Source organism: Niveispirillum sp. FG156 (assembly GCF_057809555.1).
In genome coordinates this window covers 34,516-50,781 of the sequence record NZ_JBMDKE010000008.1, presented here as the reverse complement: position 1 = coordinate 50,781, position 16,266 = coordinate 34,516, and the positions used below count along the sequence as shown (strand labels likewise).

The 16,266-nt window shown below is 63.3% G+C and carries 9 protein-coding genes; 6 read left to right on the top strand and 3 right to left on the bottom strand.

Going from position 1 to position 16,266, the window contains the following annotated elements; genetic code table 11:
• The first annotated feature begins 262 nt into the window (after positions 1–262).
• From ACODSP_RS06690 to ACODSP_RS06665, 6 genes are all read left to right on the top strand, one after another.
• Positions 263–2,446: a TonB-dependent receptor gene (locus ACODSP_RS06690; protein ID WP_488964844.1), complete on the top strand. Its 2,184-nt coding sequence runs from the start codon at positions 263–265 to the stop codon at positions 2,444–2,446.
• 99 nt (positions 2,447–2,545) lie between these two features.
• Positions 2,546–4,744, top strand: a complete 2,199-nt coding sequence (locus ACODSP_RS06685; protein WP_488964843.1) for a beta-glucosidase family protein — start codon at positions 2,546–2,548, stop codon at positions 4,742–4,744.
• A 10-nt stretch (positions 4,745–4,754) separates the two neighbouring features.
• Complete coding sequence (locus tag ACODSP_RS06680; protein ID WP_488964842.1) at positions 4,755–6,707, top strand: glycoside hydrolase family 3 protein; 1,953 nt, start codon at positions 4,755–4,757, stop codon at positions 6,705–6,707.
• Between the two features lie 13 nt (positions 6,708–6,720).
• The gene (locus ACODSP_RS06675) at positions 6,721–8,217 is read left to right on the top strand and encodes a carboxylesterase/lipase family protein (RefSeq protein ID WP_488964841.1); all 1,497 of its coding nucleotides are present in this window, start codon (positions 6,721–6,723) and stop codon (positions 8,215–8,217) included.
• Between the two features lie 232 nt (positions 8,218–8,449).
• Positions 8,450–10,618 (top strand): TonB-dependent receptor, encoded by a 2,169-nt coding sequence (locus tag ACODSP_RS06670; protein ID WP_488964840.1) that lies wholly within the window; start codon positions 8,450–8,452, stop codon positions 10,616–10,618.
• A 57-nt stretch (positions 10,619–10,675) separates the two neighbouring features.
• On the top strand, positions 10,676–12,067 hold the full coding sequence (locus ACODSP_RS06665) for an alkaline phosphatase (protein ID WP_488964839.1): 1,392 nt from the start codon (positions 10,676–10,678) through the stop codon (positions 12,065–12,067).
• A gap of 106 nt (positions 12,068–12,173) precedes the next feature.
• Here ACODSP_RS06665 and ACODSP_RS06660 read toward each other — a convergent pair whose 3' ends face one another.
• From ACODSP_RS06660 to ACODSP_RS06650, 3 genes are all read right to left on the bottom strand, one after another.
• On the bottom strand, positions 12,174–14,600 hold the full coding sequence (locus ACODSP_RS06660; RefSeq protein WP_488964838.1) for a TonB-dependent receptor: 2,427 nt from the start codon (positions 14,598–14,600) through the stop codon (positions 12,174–12,176).
• A 145-nt stretch (positions 14,601–14,745) separates the two neighbouring features.
• Positions 14,746–15,693 carry a FecR family protein gene (locus ACODSP_RS06655; protein WP_488964837.1) on the bottom strand — a complete coding sequence of 316 codons (948 nt, stop codon included), beginning with the start codon at positions 15,691–15,693 and terminating at the stop codon, positions 14,746–14,748.
• Positions 15,690–16,229: an RNA polymerase sigma factor gene (locus ACODSP_RS06650; RefSeq protein ID WP_488964836.1), complete on the bottom strand. Its 540-nt coding sequence runs from the start codon at positions 16,227–16,229 to the stop codon at positions 15,690–15,692. The genes ACODSP_RS06655 and ACODSP_RS06650 overlap by 4 nt, the downstream gene beginning before the upstream one ends.
• Positions 16,230–16,266 lie beyond the last annotated feature (37 nt).

Below are 16,266 nucleotides of genomic sequence, written 5' to 3'. Positions count from 1 at the left end.
GGATTGGCTGGGACAACGTTGTCCCTAAAAAGCCAACCGTGAGCGAGAGCCCCATAAGGGGACGGTTCCAGGGAGATGACAATGAACCTATCCGCACGCGCCATCACCGCCACCTGACGCTTTCCCGCGTCAGCGGCCGGTCCTTGCCTTCATCCATCCGCACGGGTCTTCCGTGACGGAAACGATCGGTCGTCGCCTGATGGACGTCGGATGCTCTTGCTCGCTTCCCATAACGATCAAAAGACGAAAAGGGAGTGACTTTATGCGCAAATCCTCTTTGATGTTCGGTGCCGCCATCGTTGCCATGGCGCCCGGCCTTACCGCCCTTGCACAGACGGCAGACAATGCCCTGCAGCTGGACGAAATCGTCGTCACGGCACAGCGCCGCGCTGAAAACCTTCAGGAAACACCGCTGGCCGTTTCCGCCATCACCGGCGAAGGCCTGGAAAGTGCGGGTGTGAAAAGCGTTGTCGACCTGTCGGCCACGGTCCCCAGCCTGCAAATCACCAATACCGGCGGTGGCGCCTCGCAGATTTTCATGCGTGGTATCGGCAGCACCAACGTGACGGAGGTGGGTGATCCCGCCGTCGCCTATCACATCGACGGCATCTACATTGCCCGCGCGACGGCTACGGGCGCCCTGTTCTATGACATCGACCGGGTTGAGGTACTGCGCGGGCCTCAGGGAACGCTGTATGGCCGCAACGCCACCGCGGGCGCCATCAATGTCATCACCAAAAAGCCGACGCAGCAGCTTGAAGGCTCCGCGGCGGTGGAGTTCGGCAATTATGACGCGCTGACCACCAGCGGCGTTCTGAACGTGCCGTTGCATGACACGTTCGCGGTGCGCGCCGGTTTCCAGACGACCCGCCATGACGGCTATCAGAAGTCGATCACGCCGGGTCCCGTGGCCGGCAACGACAAGGACAGCCAGGACGACAAATCGGCCCGTATCCAGGCCCTTTGGACGCCGGCGGAGAACCTGTCGATCAATCTGCGCGCCGACTGGCTGGCCCGTGGCGGCAATAATGGCGGCGACGTTGCCTATCCCATGGAAACGGGTGACCCGCGCACCATCCTGTCACGCGTCAACACCTATCGCGACAACACCTATTGGAGTGCGGGGACGGAGGTCAATTACGACCTGGACTTTGCCCAGCTGACCTATCTGGTCGGCTTTAACTCGGCCAAGGATAACCGGGTGGGCGAGAACCCATCCACCCATGCCCCCAACTATTTTCATGGCATTGATGAAACCTGGTCGCATGAACTGCGTTTGGGCGGGGAAACCGACAGCCTGAAATGGGTGATCGGCGCCTATTATTTCAAGGAAGATAACGACGTCGATTTCCGCCTTTTCCTGGCGGATAACCGGTATCTGAGCTTCATTCAGCCCGATGTCTTCGCGTCGACCAAGGCCGTTTTCTCCCAGGCGACCTGGTCGGCCACCGATGAACTGCGCTTCACGGGTGGCCTGCGCTACACCAAGGACCGCAAGGGCCGCAATGGTGGCACCTATTTCACCAATAACGCCGGTGCCGTTACCAGCACCGTGACCCTGAACGTGTCGGACAATACCTGGGACCGCGTCAACTGGCGGGCCGGTGTGGATTATGATCTGGCTGAAAGCAGCATGCTCTATGCCAACGTCGCCACGGGGTACAAGGCTGGTGGTTATTTCGACGGGGTGGAGCCGAACGATTACAAGCCGGAAAGCATCACCTCCTATGAATTGGGTGTGAAGAACCGGCTGATGGACAACCGTTTGCAGCTTAACGCCTCGGCCTTCTACTATGATTACCGCGACTTCCAGATATCGGCGGTCGGCACCATTGCCGGCCAGGACGCGACCGTGACACTGAACGCCGAAAAGGCGGAAATCTATGGTCTGGAACTGGAAACCGACTATCTGCTGACCGAGGCCGACCGCATCGATGCCAGCGTTTCCTGGCTGCATGCGCGTTACAAGAAGTTCCTGCTGCCGCGTGGCGACGCCTTCTCCAACAATGCCGCCAACGCCAACACCGTCCGCTGCTACAGCGCGAACTATGCGGCAGCGGCACCGCGTCCGGCCGATTTCTCCGGCTGCCATATGGCACGCACGCCGGAATGGTCGATCAATCTGGGCTATCAGCATGAATTCGCGATGGCGGATGGTGCCAGCCTGACGGCACGCGTCCAGACCCATTATGAATCTTCCAAGTATCTGGAATATCACGGGTTCCTGGAAAACAAACAGGATGACTTCACTCGTACCGACCTGACGCTGACCTACAAGCCCGCCGAGGGTGCGTGGACGGTCATGGCCTTTGTCCGCAATTTGGAAAATGACGACGTCCGCACGACGTCCGGCCCCAATGCGACGGCTGGTCTGGCGTCCAACGGCACCGGTGATTTCTACGCCCCGCCGCGCACCTATGGCGTGCGCCTTGGTATCGACTTCTGATCTCCCTCCGGCGCGGGGGGCTGCATGGTGCATCCCCCTTCCATCCCACCGCAGAACGGGCCCCCCGCGCCGTTTTTTCCAACCAACCTGGAGGCATTGATGAACATCCACCGCTTGATCAAGGGCGGCCTCGCCGCCGGCCTCTGCCTGACGGCGCTTGCCACCGGCATCCGCATGGCAGAGGCCAAGGACTGGCGGGACCCGGCGCTGTCGCCCGATGAACGGGCGAAGCTGCTGGATGCGGAGCTGACACCGGATGAACGGATCGGTCTGCTGCATGGTCCCATGGCACTGCCCTTCAAGATCGAGCGGTTGCCGGAAGGCGCCATTGGTGGTGCCGGTTATATTCCCGGTGTGCCGCGCCTTGGCATTCCGGCGTTGAAGGAAACCGACGCCAGCCTGGGTGTCACCAACCCCATGGGAATCCGCCCCGGCGAAACGGCCACCGCCTTGCCATCCGGTCTGGCACTGGCCGCCAGCTTCAATCCGAAGCTGGCCCATGATGGTGGCGCCATGATCGCCAAGGAAGCGCTCGCCAAGGGCTTCAATGTCCTGCTGGCCGGTGGCGCCAATCTGGCCCGTGATCCACGCAATGGCCGCAATTTTGAGTATCTGGGTGAGGACCCGCTGCTGGCCGGAACCCTGGCCGGTGAGAGCATCAAGGGTATCCAGTCACAGAACATCGTCTCCACCGTCAAGCATTTCAGCCTGAACGGCCAGGAAACCAACCGCCATTGGGCCAACTCGGTTATCGGCGAAGCAGCCCACCGCGAAAGCGACCTGCTGGCCTTTCAGATTGCCATTGAGAAGGGCCAGCCCGGCTCCGTCATGTGCGCCTACAACCTTGTGAATGGCGATTATTCCTGTGGCAGCGATCATCTGCTGAACAAGGTGCTGAAGGGTGATTGGGGCTACAAGGGCTGGGTCATGTCGGACTGGGGGGCGGTCCACGCCACCGATTATGCCGCCAAGGGCCTGGATCAGCAGTCGGGCGAACAACTGGATGATCAGGTCTGGTTTGGTGAACCCCTGAAACAGGCAGTGGCCGCCGGGACCATTCCGGAGGCGCGTCTGTCCGACATGTCGCGCCGTATCCTGCGTTCCATGTTCGCGGCGGGCCTGTTTGAGGCGAAGCCGGCGCCGGCCATCGATATTGCGGCCCATGAAGCCATTGCCAAGCAGGTGGCCGATGAAGGCATCGTGCTGCTTGCCAACAAGGGCATCCTGCCCCTGGCGCCGGGTGTGAAGAAGGTGGCGATCATCGGCGGCCATGCCGATAGCGGCGTGCTGTCCGGCGCCGGTTCGTCACAGGTCACCGGCCATGGCGGCAACCCCACGGTGATCCCGGTGGGTGGTGAAGGGTTCATGGCCGCTTGGCTGCGTCAGGCGTTCCACAATTCCTCGCCTTTGAAGGCCCTGCGCGCCGCACTGCCCGGCGCTACGGTCAGCTTCAATGATGGCCGTTATCCGGCTGCGGCTGCCGCCCTGGCCAAGGACGCCGATATCGTCATCATCTTCGCCAACCAGTGGATGTCCGAAGGGTTGGACGCATACGATATTTCCCTGCCGCAGGGACAGGATCAGTTGATTGAGGCGGTGGCAGCCGCCAATCCCAACAGCATCGTCGTGCTGCAAACCGGTGGCCCGGTTCTGATGCCCTGGCTGGACAAGGTCGGCGGCGTCGTTTCCGCCTGGTACAGCGGACAGAAGGGGGGCGAGGCCATTGCCGATGTCCTGACCGGCAAGGTCAATCCGTCCGGGCGCTTGCCCGTCACCTTCCCGGCCAGCCTGGACCAGTATCCGCGCCACGACCTGCCCGGCTGGGGTCTGCCGGAAAAGCAACAGTTCGATGTGGTGTATGAGGAGGGCTCCGACGTGGGTTACCGCCGTTTCGCGGCAAAGGGCATGAAGCCGCTGTTCCCGTTCGGCCATGGCCTGTCCTACACGACCTTCACCTATGACAAGCTGCGGGTGAAGGGTGGCGAGACGCTGACCGTCAGCTTTGAAGTCACCAATACCGGCAAATTGCAGGGCAAGGACGCGCCGCAAATCTATCTGGCCGGCGCCGCCGGCAAACCGCTGCGCCGTCTGATCGGGTTTGAGAAGATCGACCTGAAACCCGGTGAGCGCCGCACCGTTACGGTAAAGGCCGATCCGCGCCTGCTGGCCCATTTTGACGAGGCAGGTCGGCAGTGGCGCATTGATGGCGGCGATTACGACGTGGCCGTCGGACCGTCTGCCGCACAGACCGTGCTGTCGGGCAAGGCCCGCGTCAGCCAGCGCACGCTGAAGCCGTAAGGGGGCCAATATGTCGAACAGAACCACTGCCGGCATGGTCTCGCTCGGTGCGCTGCTGCTGGCCGCCGGCAGCGTTGCGGCACCGCCGCAGCCGGCCTTGCCCGGCGGTCAGCCGCAGGTGAAGGCCGATGGCCTGACCTTCCGCGACCTGAACCGTGACGGCAAACTGAACCCCTATGAGGATTGGCGCTTGTCGCCGGAGGTGCGCGCCGCCGATCTGGTGTCGCGCATGACCCTGGATGAGAAGGCGGGGGAGGCGGTGCATGGCACCGCCCCCGTTCAGGGCGGCATGATGTCGGCGGGTCCGGCCTATGATCTGGATGCTGCGCGCGCCATGATCCTGGACCGGCATGTCACCTCCATGATCACCCGCATGGCCGTGAAACCGGTTGAGTTCGCGACGGAGAACAACCGGTTGCAGGAGGTGGCCGCCAGTGGCCGGCTGGGTATTCCGGTGATGATCTCCACCGATCCGCGCAGCCATTTTCAGGTGACGGCGGGCGCCAGCGTGACCACCACCGGCTTCTCGCAATGGCCGGAGACGTTGGGCCTGGGGGCCATCGACGATCCGGCCCTGACCCGGACCTTCGCTTCCATGGTGCGGGATGAATACCGCGCTGTCGGCATCTCCATGGCCCTGTCTCCCCAGGCCGACCTGGGTACCGAACCCCGCTGGTCCCGCCTGAACGGCACCTTCGGGGAGGACCCGGCGCGGGTGTCGGCACAGGTTAGGGCCTACGTGCAGGGCATGCAGGGGGCCGATGCCGGCCTGGCACCCGGCGGTGTCGCCACGGTGGTCAAGCACTGGGTCGGCTATGGCGCCGCCGTGGAAGGGTATGACGGGCATAATTACTATGGCCGTTTCACCGATTTCACCAAGGGCGGCTTCGACCGGCATGTCGCGGCCTTCCAAGGTGCGTTCGATGCCGGGGCCACCGGCATCATGCCGACCTACACTATCCAAAAGGGTCTGGTGCTGAACGGCAAGCCGGTGGAGCCGGTGGGCGGCGGCTATTCGCGTGAACTGCTGACCGATCTGCTGCGCGGGGTCCACAAGTATCAGGGCCTGATCCTGTCCGACTGGGCCATCACCTATGACTGCAATGAAAGTTGCCGCACGGGTACGCCAAAGCAGGGGCCGAAGGACATTGCCATGCCCTGGGGCGTGGAGGATCTGACCAAGCCACAGCGCTTCGCCAAGGGCATGCTGGCCGGCATTGATCAGTTCGGCGGCGTCGATGACGGTACCCCGGTGCGCGAGGCGGTGGAGCAGAAACTGCTGCCTGTCTCCCGGCTGGATGCGGCGGTGGCCAATGTCCTGGCCCTGAAATTCCGGCTGGGCCTGTTCGAGAACCCGTTCGTCGATCCTGCCCGCGCCGGTGCCATCGTCGGTTCGGCGGACAAGGTTGCCGCCGGCCGCACGGCGCAGGCACGGTCGCTTGTCGTGCTGGAAAACAGGCTGGGTCCCGTGGCCCTGCCGGACAAGGGTAAGCGCCTGTTCCTGCATGGTGTCGATCCGGCGGCGGCCCAGGCGGCGGGTTTCACCATCGTGGACAGTGCCGCCAAGGCGGATATCAGCCTGATCCGCCTCGCCACCCCGCATCAGACGCTGCATCCAGGACACTTCTTCGGGTCGCGCCAGCATGAGGGCGATCTGGATTTCAAGCCTGATGATGCCGGTCTGGCCATCGTGAAACAGGCGGCATCCGCCGGTCCCGTCATCCTGGCCGTGGATATGGACCGCCCGGCGATCCTGTCGGCAGTGCGTCCGCATGCGGCCTTGCTGCTGACCTCCTTCGGGATCAGCGATGTGGCCCTGTTCGATGCGCTGCGTGGTGTCACGACGCCGAAGGGTAAGTTGCCCTTTGAAATCCCGTCCGACATGTCCGCCGTGCGGGCACAGTCGCCGGCCCTGCCGCATGACAGTGTCAATCCGGCCTATCCCATCGGCTTTGGCCGTTGATCGGGAGATGATCATGCGTCACCTGTTTGTTGCCTTGCTGCTTTTCATGGCGCCCGCCGCCATCGCCGCCCCCATCACTGTTGAGGGGGGAAAGGTGGAGGGTGTTGCCGACGGCGATATCGTCGCGTTCAAGGGCATTCCCTATGCCGCCGCCCCGGTCGGTGACCTGCGCTGGCGCCCGCCGGAACCCGTCATCCCCTGGCAGGGGGTGCGCAAGGCCGATACCTATGGCCTGGACTGTCTGCAAAGCCCGTTTCCCGGCGATGCGGCCCCGTTGGGTGGCCCGATGGGGGAGGATTGCTTGTTCGTCAATGTCTGGGCACCCAAGCCGCAGGTGGGGAGCAAGCGGCCCGTCATGGTCTGGATCCATGGCGGTGGTTTCGTAAATGGCGGTTCGTCGCCCGCCGTTTATGATGGCTCTGCCTTCGCAAAATCCGGCGTGGTGCTGGTCAGCCTGAATTACCGTCTGGGCCGTTTCGGCTTCTTTGCCCATCCGGCCCTGACGGCAGAGGCGGGAACTGAACCGACCGGTAATTTCGGCTTCATGGATCAGGTCGCGGCCCTGAAATGGGTCCGCCGCAACATCGCCGCCTTCGGAGGCGATCCTGCCAACGTCACCCTGTTCGGGGAAAGTGCGGGGGGCCGGTCGGTGCATGTACTGCTGGCGGCACCGGCGGCCAAGGGTCTGTTCGACAAAGCCTTGATCATGTCCGGCGGCGGGCGTGTCACCACCCTGGGCCTGCTGCCCCTTCGGCAAGCGGAAATGCGCGGGGTGAATTTCGCGCGCAAGGCCGGCCTGACGGATGACAGTGCCAAGGGTCTGGCGGCACTCCGTGCCTTGCCGGCGGACAGGATTGTCGATGGGCTGGATATGCGGTCCATCATGGGTGACGGCGTCGATCACTATGCCGGCCCCATGCTGGACGGCAAGTTCCTGACCGAGGAGCCGGCAAAGAGCATCGCCGACGGCAAGGCACCGCGCATGCCGATGATGATCGGCGCCACGGGCCTGGACGGTTTCCCCATTGGCGATGCGGAGACATTGTTGAAGGGCTTCGGCGCCAATGAGGCAGCGGCGCGGCAGGCCTATGCCGGCCCGACCCCGCTGCTGACCAGTTGGAAGATCGTGGGTGACCGCATCTTCATTGAACCGGCACGCTATCTGGCCCGTCACTGGGCCGAAGCGGGGTTGCCCACCTATGCCTATCGCTTCAATTATGTCGCGGAAAGCCAGCGTGCAACCATGCCCGGCGCCACTCATGCCAGTGAAATCCCCTATGCCTTCCGCACCGTCGATCTGCGCTATCCCGGTGCAGTCAGCGCGGCGGACCAGGCCATCTCCAAGGCTTTTCACGAGCATTTCGTGGCCTTCGCCAAGTCCGGCAATCCCGGCTATCCGGCTTACCGTGCGGCGGATGACAAGCTGATGGAATATGGGGCAGGGGGAGCGGCCTTCATCCCGGATCCGCTGCGTCAGCGTCTGGACGTGATGGAGAAGGCGCAGAAGTAAGCACGATTCTGATTTCCTAAAATGTGGATGGCCGATATGCTTCGCAAGGCATATCGGCCTTTTCATTTTAAAAGTAATTAAAAAATATTTATTTGTCCTGTGGCGGATTTTCTCAATTTTAACTCCGCATATTTATTTTAAAATCCAATGGTGGATTTGCCCATCATCTCCTTCTTCCTTCACGCAAAGACAATAAGGCGGTATCGCCGCCGTTTGATGCCTGGAGGAAATCATGTCATCCCGGAAGTTGCGCCGCCCCACGGGCCGCGCCATGGCCACCCTTTGCCTTCTGTCCATGACCCTGCCTGTTGGCGCACAGGAACAGACGGGCATGCTGGAGGAGGTGATCGTCACTGCCCAGAAGCGGTCCGAAAGTGTGCAGAAGACGGCCCTGGCCGTGACGGCCATGGCAGGCGAGGCGCTGGCGGAAAAGAACATCCTGTCCGCCACCGCCCTTCTGGGACAGGTGCCCAACCTGCATATCGGGCAGGCCAGCAACGAAACGGTGATTTCCATTCGTGGCGTCAGTTCCGCCGGCATCACGCCTGCCGCCGACGCATCCGTGGCATTTCATGTTGACGGCGTATATCAGCCGCGCCCGTCGGGTGCCAGTTCCATGTTCTTCGATCTGGAACGGGTGGAGGTGCTGCGTGGGCCGCAGGGCACGCTGTATGGTCGCAACGCCACCGCCGGTTCCATCAATGTCATCACGGCAAAGCCCACCGACCGCCTGCAATCGGCGGCGGAGATCGCGGTGGGCAACCTGTCCCGCATGACGGTACAGGGCATGCTGAACGTCCCGGTGATCGAGGAGAAGCTGGCCGTGCGCGGCGCTTTCCTGTCGCATCGTCAGGCCGGCTATACCCGAAATGCCGGTAATGGCCAGCCCAAGCTGAACGACGCCGATCAGATCGCGGGCCGCCTGCACGTGCTGACCAACCCGACGGAGAATATCCGCTTCCTTCTGTCTGGTGATTATTATCATCGCGGCGGTGCGGGATCGAACAGCGTGCTGATCGGGCGTTTGAACAATGATTTCCGCGCCAATGGCACCGCCCAGCCCTGGCTGGTCGCCACCAATACCATCCCCTATGTCGACAATGAACTGTTCGGTTTTTCCGGTGAGCTGACCTGGGGGCTGGGGGCGGTCGACCTGACCTCGCTGACCGCGTTCCGCCGCGATAATGCCGATACGACATCGGATCAGGACGGGACCGCGACGGGAACACAGACATCGCGCTTCTTCAACTATAACCGCAATTTCTCACAGGAACTGCGACTGGCGGCGGCTGACCCAGACCGCTTCAAATGGATCGCCGGTGCCTATTACACCTATGAGCATAATCGGGATAACCTTGACCAATATACGAACCTGCAGCGCACCACGGGTGTCATTCTGCGCCGCCCTGAACGCTATGCAAGGTCTAAGGCCTTGTTCGGTCAGGCCAGCTACGAGCTGGTGGATGATCTGAACGCGACCGTCGGCCTGCGCCAGTCCTGGGACGAAAAGGGCAGCCCCGTCGGCCTGACCCAGACAATCGGCACCACCACCAACAGTTTCCGTCCCGATTACGGCAAGTGGAACAAGTTCACCTGGAAGGGCGGGCTGGAATGGCAGGCCGATGACACGACCCTTTATTACGCCAATGTCGGCAATGGCTATAAGTCGGGTGGGTTCAGTTCCAACCGCAATTACGGGCCGGAAACGCTGCTGGCCTATGAGGTCGGATCGAAGAATGACCTTCTGGACCGCCGCCTGCGCCTGAACCTGTCGGGCTTCTATTATGATTACAAGGATTTGCAGGTCACCGCCACGGTACCGGACGAGGATGGGGTGGTCCGCACCCGCACCACCAATGCCGCCGGTTCCACCGTCTGGGGCCTGGAGGCGGAATTGCAGGCCATGCTGACTCGCGACCTGCGGATCAACAGTTCCGTGGCCTATCTGGATGCCAGCTTCGACAGATATCCCGGCGCCAGCGACAGCCTGTTCCGTACCGTACAGGACCTGTCAGGCAACCGCCTGCCGCGCGCCCCGCGCTTCACCGGCAATATCGGGTTCGATTTCGACATAGGCGTCGGGGAGCATGGCACCATGACCCTGCATGGCGAGACCCGGTACCAGTCGAAGATTTTCTTCTCCGCCTTCAATGACAAGCCCTTTGTCGCCAATGGCGTGACGGTCAACCCCTATGCCATGGCCGTACAGGATGGCTACACGGCCAGCGCCGTTCGCCTGCGCTACAAGCCGGCGGAAGGTGACTGGTACGCCGAAATCTTCGCCGACAATTTGGAGAACAACGCCATCCTGACCGCCGTGACCTATGGCACGGGTGGGGAGACGTTTGGCGCCTTCGGCCCGCCGCGCACCTTTGGCGTGAAGCTGGGTATCCGCATGTGACCTGTTTTCGGGCGGGTGCCCTCGTGCGCCCGCCCGGCTTCTGCAAAGGACAATCCCATGAGATTGAACAAGAACGGGCGCCGCCTTGCGGCGGCACTGCTGACGGCCTGCGCCCTGACGCCTGTGGCAATGGCCGCCACGAAGGCCCCCGCCAATATCATCCTGATGATCGGTGACGGGATGGGCGGGGCGGAAATCGCCGCCGCGCGCGCCTATGCCAACAAGCAGGGTGTGCCTCTGTTCCTGGAAACCCTGCCGCACCAGGCTTCCCTGATCGTGCAGGCGGCGGAGGAGGGGCGGCCCACCATTGGTGACTATGTCGGCGACAGCGCCAGTGGCGGTACGGCCCTGGCAGCCGGAAAGCGCACATCGGTCGGCCGCATCGGCACTGTACCAGGCGGCGCATCGGTGCCCAGCATCCTAGAACTGGCCAAGGTGCGCGGCCTGCGCACCGGTGTGGTCACCACGGCGCCCGTGACCGATGCCACGCCTGCCTCCTTCCTGGCCCATATCCGCATGCGCTTTTGCGAGACGCCGTCGCGCATGGAGGCCTTCATCCCCAGTCTGCCGGGTTGTGAGGGCGACCGGAAATCGGCGGGTGGCAAAGGTTCCATCTTTGAACAGGTGGTCGATGCCGGTGCTGATCTGGTGGTGGGTGGCGGGGCCGCCATGGTGGGGCAGCCGCTGGACCCTGCCGATGTATCCAAAGGTACGTTGGCCGATTATGCCAGGGCCAAGGGTGTGTCGCTAGTAACCGGTCCCGCCGGCTGGGCCGCCGCACCGGAGAAGGGACCGGTTCTGGCCCTGCTGTCCGACAAGGTGGTGCCGCTGGAATGGCAGGGGCCGGGCGGGCGCAAGGCGGAAAAGCCGAAAGTCACCGACCCGGCCACGGGCGCCATTGAAAAGCCGGTTCCTGCCGCATGCGAACCCAACCCCAAGCGTCCTGCCGATATGCCTGATCTGGCCACCCTGACGCGCCAGGCCATCGGACGCCTGCAGAAGGATGCGGCCCCCAAAGGCTTCTTCCTGATGGTAGAGGGGGCGGCCATCGACAAGGCCGCGCATGATGGCGATCCCTGCGGCATGATCGGCGAACTTCTGGCCTTCGACCGTGCCGTACAGACTGCCGTGGATTTTGCCAAGCGCCAGGGCAACACCCTGCTGATCGTCACCGCCGACCACGCCCAGTCGACCCAGGCCATTCCCTCCTATCTTCTGGCTGATCTGGGCCGTCCGCTGACGGTGGGCCATGTGCCACACCGCATCCTGGCCCTGCGCACCGCCGAGGGCGGGTCCATGCTGGTCGGCCATGGCACCAGCGCTGATGGCGACCAGTATCATACCGGCGCCAATGTCTCCGCCTTCGCCATCGGTCCGGGTGCCGATGCGGTGACGGGCAGTTTCGATCAGACGGGCATCTTCGACATCATGCGCAAGCATCTGCCCTGACCCGGTCCCCGTGATCGCCGCCGGTCCGCCGTCCTCTCTCACTTGGGCGGGCCGGGGGCGTGCTTGAGGCCCCCGTGTCATCGCGCATGGACACGGGGGCTCTTTTTTAGAATTTTGTCCCGATGCGCAGGCCAAAACGCCGGGGCGCGGAATATCCCGCCAGTATCTCCCCCTCCATACCGAAGGTCGCGGACATCATCACGGCCCGGTCGGTCAGGTTATCGACCGAAAGTTCGGCATAGCAATCATCCGGCGTCGAATAGCGCAGCCGCGCTGCCGTCACCGTGATCGCCCCCTGGCTGGCCAGACGGTAAGGGTTGGACAAGCGGCCCGCGACCATGATGGGGACGTCATTGAACGGGCTGAAGAAGATGCGCGACATGTACCGCGCCTCCCCCCGCAGACTGACATCCCCGCCATTGTCCAGCGACCATGTGCGGTCAGCCGCCAGATATCCGGTCCATCTGGGTGCCCGGGGCAGGCGGCGGCCCGACAGGTCCTGCTGTGTCCGGAACACCGGATCGCCCGCCACGGGATAGCGGTCGAAGGTTGCTGACAGGTAGGACAAGGTCGCCTCCACCCGCCATCCGGGCGCTGGTAGCAGCAGGCCTTCCGCCTCCAGCCCCCAGACCGTGGATTGACCGGCATTGCTGGTCCGGGTGCGGACAACCCCGTCACTGTCGGGCGCGGAACTGTTGACCTGCAAATCCCGAAAATCATAGCGGAAGCCCGACAGGTTCAGGCGCAATTGCCGCCAATCCAGCTTTGCCCCCGCCTCATAGGCCATCAGGGTTTCCGGGGCATAGATCTGGTTGCTGGAAAAGCCGCCGGCCTTGTACCCGTTGCCGACATGGGCATAGAGCAGGCGTCCGTTGTCGGCCTGCCATTCCAGCCCCGCCTTCCAGGTGGTTTTTCGCCAATCGGCATGGTCGGGTTTGAAGCTGTTGGTGGTCTCCCCCAATGTGCGTGTCACCCCCTCCGGGCTTTCCTTATGGTCCCAGGATTGGCGTAGGCCTAGCGTTGCCGTCACATCGTCGGTCCAGTCCTGACGCAGGTTGGCGAACAGGGCATCCGACCGTGCCTGCCGTCGTGGCCGGCGCAGGATGATGCCTTGGGTTCGCGCCAGATCCGTGAACTGGTCCAGATTGTCATTGTTCCGTTCTTGAAAGTGATAGGCTCCGGTGATCCAGTCGCCCAACCCGTCAGTATGGCCAGACAGACGCAGCTCCTGGGAGAAGCTGCGATTATAGTTATAGAAACGCAGGGTACGGGTATTGACCGCGTCGCCATCCTGATCGGTGGTGTTGTCGGCATTGTCGGCCCGCCACGCGGTCAGGCTGGTCAGGGTGACATCACCCGGCGTCCAGTCTATCTGCCCCTGAACACCGTAAAGCGCATTGTCGACGCCGGGCGTGGTGTTCGTGGCCAGACGATAGGGCTGGGCAGTACCAAGGCCCAGGAAATCCGTATCCTTGCGACCGATCAGGACCTGTCCCGATCCGGCACCGCCGCGATGATAATAATCCGCCGACAGCAGCAGACGCAGATCATCCGCCGGCATGGCCAGCAGCAGGGCACGGCCCGCCATCTGATCCGCGTCATTGACGTCGGGTCGTCCGGCGCCCTGGTTGTGTGTATACCCGTCCTGCTGATGGTTGATCATGGCGATACGCAGGGCCAGACGATCTTCCACCAAAGGCAGGTTGATCATGCCGCGCGCGGTCAGCCGTTGCTGTGACCCGATCGTCAGTTCCGCCGCCGCTTCCGGGATGAAGCGGGGTTTGGCCGTGATGACATTGATGGTGCCGGCAGTGGCGTTGCGGCCATAAAGCGTCCCCTGCGGTCCGCGCAGCACCTCCACCCTGTCCACATCGAACAGAAGGCTGCCGGCACCCGATGGCCGGGGCAGATAGACGCTGTCAAGATGGAAGGCTACGGATGTATCGGCGGCAGGCGTGATGCCGGCGGAACTGACACCCCGGATGGAAATCACGGTTTCATTGTTGGCCTGCCCCACATGCATGTTGGGTATATGGCCCGACAGGTCGGTCGGCGTCAGAATGGATCGTTCCGCCAGTTGCGCTGCGTCCAGGACCGACAGGGCCAAGGCCGTGCGCTGTGCCGCCGCTGGCCGCTTCTCCGCCGTCACGACGATGGCCGGTAGAATGGCTGCATTCGCCGGGGCCGCTATCCGGTGGGCGGCGGGGCGCGGACTGGCGAGGGCGGGCGACAGGATCACCGCATTGCCCACCTGCTTTTCAATCCGCAGGTCCAATGCCGTCGCCGCCTGTTCTACCGCCTCCAGGGCGGTCATGCTCCCCCGGATTGCCGGCAACCGCCGACCCGACAGCCAGTCATACGGGTATGACAGGTGCAGCCCGCCGGCCCGTGCCAATTCGTTCAGGCCCGCTGCGGCTGGACCCGCGGGCACGTCAAACATGATCTGGGGTGCCTGCTCGGCGGCAAGCGCGGAACAGGCACCCGGATACAGCAAGGCCAGGACGGGCAGTACCCATCCATCACGATAAGCCAATGGCGCCTCCCTCCCTGTCGCGCGCCGTCCGGCGGGTGGGTCGGGTTGATCCGCGATCCATCACCTGCCGGCATTCTGTCACCTGTCTTCTATATACGATTGTATGTCTGAAGTTTCTCCTTACAACGTCTTAACAGTGCCCTGTTCAGGGGCGTGCCTCTAACGTCAGGGTGCCGTCGGCATCCCGCGTGACCTGCAATTGCAGGCTTGCCGCCACGGCCTGGGCGAAACCTTCGGCATCGGTGCTGCGGAAGATGCCGCCGACCCGGCGCTGTGCCACGGCGCTGTCCACCTTGATGCGCTGCTGGCTGTAACGGCTGATCTCCCCCGCCGCATCGGCCAGGGTTTCCCCGGCAAAGACCAGCCGCCCGTCACGCCATGCTGCGCGGCGTTCCATGTCTGGCAATGCCATGGCACGGGTGACGATACGGGTCTTCGTCATATGGGCTTCATGGTCGCGGGTCAGCGGTACGGCGGCCAGGGTGCCCGCACGCAGGCTGACAGTGCCCTCACTGACCGTGACACGGGCGGCATCGGCGTCGGTTAGGATCTGGAACGCCGTACCCACGGCGGTAACAGTACCGCCACCGGTATGGACCGTGAAGGGCCGCTGCGGGTCGCGCGCCACCTGAAAGTTCGCTTCCCCCTGATCCAGCCAGAGTTGCCGTGCGCCATCAGAGAAGGCAACGCGCAGACGGGAGGCGGTGTTGATCTCCACCACTGACCCGTCATCCAGCGTCAGGCGCCGCATCTCGCCCTTTGTCGTCTCATAGGTGATGGCCGCAACCTGCGGGGTCGATGGCGGTTGACCACGCCATGCCAGACCGACCGCCACCAGCAGCACGACCGCAGCGGCCACAGGGCCCCAGCGCCGCCAGGCCGGCACGTCCTGCACCTGTTGCCCACGCAGCAGGTCCAACCGGGCGGATACGGCGCGTAGACGGATATAGGCGCCGTGATGGCGCGCATCCAGCCCCAGCCAATGTTCCAGCTCGGCCTGCTCTGCTGTGGTCAGGTCGCGCGCATCCTCCCGTGCCAGCCAGTCGGCGGCGACCGTTTCGATCTCGGCAGCGGTCAGGCGGTCGGCCATCATTGTTTCCTCATCTGGCGGGCCGGCGGGTCATCCTGCCGGGCCGCAAACCAGGCCGCGCAGCGCTTGATGCCGGCGGCGACATGCTTTTCAACGGTGCTTTCAGACAGGCCAAGACGGCGGGCCACCAGCTTCTGCGACAGGCCATCGACCTTGCGCAGGGTCAGGACCTGACGGCATTTCTCCGGCAATTGCGCCAATGCTGCGTGGAGAAGGCCAATATCCTCGCGGCTGATCAGGTCGCTTTCATGGGTAGGGGCCTCGTCGGCCACCGACAGGCCTTCCAGGTCGGGCACCGGCACGATCTTCACCACCCGGCGCTGGCGCAACTGTTCGATCACGACGGAACGTGCCACCGCGTACATATAGGCCTTGGCATCGCGGATACCGGCCTGTTCCTTGGCCAGCCGTGCGTAGGTTTCCTGGATAATGTCGTCGGGATCGATATCATTGGCATGCCGCGCCAGCCAACCGCGAAGCCCAGGCTCCAGCGGCAGGATGCGCGTGGCGAACCAGATGTCGAGCGTTGTCGTCCGCACCGTGCTTCCTCCCCGTCCGGCCTTTCATAGAAAGACC

What these genes read in the sequence shown, in the direction of transcription:
- ACODSP_RS06690 (WP_488964844.1), top strand. Translation starts at nt 263, where the DNA reads ATGCGCAAATCCTCTTTGATGTTCGGTGCCGCCATCGTTGCCATGGCG.
- ACODSP_RS06685 (WP_488964843.1), top strand. Translation starts at nt 2,546, where the DNA reads ATGAACATCCACCGCTTGATCAAGGGCGGCCTCGCCGCCGGCCTCTGC.
- ACODSP_RS06680 (WP_488964842.1), top strand. Translation starts at nt 4,755, where the DNA reads ATGTCGAACAGAACCACTGCCGGCATGGTCTCGCTCGGTGCGCTGCTG.
- ACODSP_RS06675 (WP_488964841.1), top strand. Translation starts at nt 6,721, where the DNA reads ATGCGTCACCTGTTTGTTGCCTTGCTGCTTTTCATGGCGCCCGCCGCC.
- ACODSP_RS06670 (WP_488964840.1), top strand. Translation starts at nt 8,450, where the DNA reads ATGTCATCCCGGAAGTTGCGCCGCCCCACGGGCCGCGCCATGGCCACC.
- ACODSP_RS06665 (WP_488964839.1), top strand. Translation starts at nt 10,676, where the DNA reads ATGAGATTGAACAAGAACGGGCGCCGCCTTGCGGCGGCACTGCTGACG.
- ACODSP_RS06655 (WP_488964837.1), bottom strand. Translation starts at nt 15,693, where the DNA reads ATGATGGCCGACCGCCTGACCGCTGCCGAGATCGAAACGGTCGCCGCC.